The organism is Paraburkholderia sp. RCC_158, assembly GCF_041355255.1.
Lineage (GTDB): Bacteria > Pseudomonadota > Gammaproteobacteria > Burkholderiales > Burkholderiaceae > Paraburkholderia > Paraburkholderia graminis.
In genome coordinates, this window is record NZ_JBFUPM010000069.1 from 1 (window position 1) to 1,861 (window position 1,861).

General features: G+C 63.1%; 1 protein-coding gene. It reads right to left on the minus strand.

Features of this window, described 5'->3' with window-relative positions; translation table 11 throughout:
• Positions 1 to 87: 87 nt before the first annotated feature.
• Positions 88 to 1,458, minus strand: a complete 1,371-nt coding sequence (ltrA, locus tag AB6809_RS36140; RefSeq protein ID WP_006046962.1) for a group II intron reverse transcriptase/maturase — start codon at positions 1,456 to 1,458, stop codon at positions 88 to 90.
• Positions 1,459 to 1,861: the final 403 nt, after the last annotated feature.

The window sequence follows — 1,861 nt, forward strand, 5'->3', positions numbered from 1 at the left end:
AATCGGCATAGGGGACGGCCATGAGGCCGTACCCCTGCCACACCACCCGGCATGCGGGTCCGCACCGGGCGGTTCGGGAAGTTGAGGTTATGAGAGTCGGGGTACGCCCAGTTGGTCGAAGTAGGCGATGGTCAGCACGCGCTTGAGCGCACCGTCGCTATTGCGCCACCAGCAACGACTGTTCGCCGCCACTTGTCGCGCCACAGCGGCCGATGCCCCCAGCGCACGCAGTTCCCGGTAGATGGTGGTGCCACGGCGCCAGTGTTTGAGATGGATCGCGCGCAACCGGTGACGCAGCCACTCATCCAGTGCCAACCACACACCGGGTGTTTGCGCCAACCTGAAGTACGCCTTCCAGCCTTGCACGTAAGGCCGTAGCTGTTCCACCACTTTCTTCATGCTGCGCCCGCCAGAGCGATGGGTCAGTTCACGGATGCGGTGTTTGAACGCCAGCAGCGGTTTGGCCGCCACCTTGCGTTTGACCACCCCACCCGCAGCCACCCACAGGCTGTAGCCCAGAAACTTGCGACCAAACACACTGGCCACCGCGCTTTTGGTCTCGTTGACCTTCAGCCGCAGTCGCCCATACAGACGCCGCAGCAGTGCCATCACCCGCTCACCCGCCCGGCGGCTACGAACATAGACATTCGCGTCGTCGGCGTAGCGCGCGAAGCAATGACCCCGCCGCTCCAGTTCCTTATCCACTTCGTCGAGCAGCACGTTGGCCAGCAACGGGGATAGTGGTCCGCCTTGCGGCGTGCCCTGATCCCGTTGCTGGACCACTCCGCCATCCATGATGCCGCTGCTCAGATACGCCCGGATCAGCCGGATTACGCCGGCATCATCGATTCGCTTCTGTAGACGGTCAATCAGGATGTCGTGGTTGACCCGGTCAAAGAATTTCTCCAGGTCAACGTCCACCACGATTCGCCGACCCGACTGCACGTACGACTGCGCGGCTAACACCGCGTCGTGCGCACGCCGTCCAGGCCGGAAGCCGTGGCTGTGCTCGCTGAAGGTAGGGTCCAGAACCGGCTGCAGCACCTGTAGCAGCGCCTGCTGGATCAACCGGTCCGTTACCGTCGGGATGCCAAGCTCGCGCTCGCCTCCATCCGGCTTCGGTATCGTCACCCGACGTACCGGGCTGGGCCGGTACGTCCCCTTGAGCAACTGTTCACGGATCGCGGGCCACGCCGTCACCAGATGACGCGACGTCTGGTCAACGTCCAGACCGTCCACGCCAGCGGCTCCCTTGTTGGACCGGACCCGTTTGAACGCCTGCTTCAGGTTCTCTCCTGTCAGCGCCGCTTCCAGCAGCGCCGACCCTGTGTCCCCGGATTCATGTCGCGGGCAGCAGGCTTCATCGCTAGTCGGTGTACGCCGTGCAGCTTCACCGCACGTGACCCCCACCCGCCCCGCTTGCGCGGGCATCTGACGCATTGCCTGTCGCATCGACATGACGCTGGACACTCCTTCCCGTTTAGCCCTTCGTCACCAGCTTCGGCCTCATCAACCTGTCCTGTGACTACTACGGCCTCTGCTGACTTCTCGCTCCGGCTCGACGCCGTTGCCCTTTCAGGCACGAGGCGAGATCTCCCCAGGTAAGAACGCAATCCTTCACCGCACAACCGCCGCATTTACGTTGCCTGATCCTTGACCACGAGAGCTTCGCGCTTCTTTGCACGCTCGCCCTGATCGGCACCGCCTCATATCCGGTTCTTGTTCATCGGCTCGCGGTTTCGCTCCACGCTTCCTCCCCACGCTCGGTCGCCCTCACGCAGTTGCGCTTCACTTCGTTCGCTGTGGTCAACTCACGATGGGACTTGCACCCACAAGATTGCGCCCATGCTGGGCGCACAAA

Excerpts from the sequence above, each read along its gene's own strand:
- ltrA (WP_006046962.1), bottom strand. The coding sequence starts at position 1,458 with ATGTCGATGCGACAGGCAATGCGTCAGATGCCCGCGCAAGCGGGGCGG.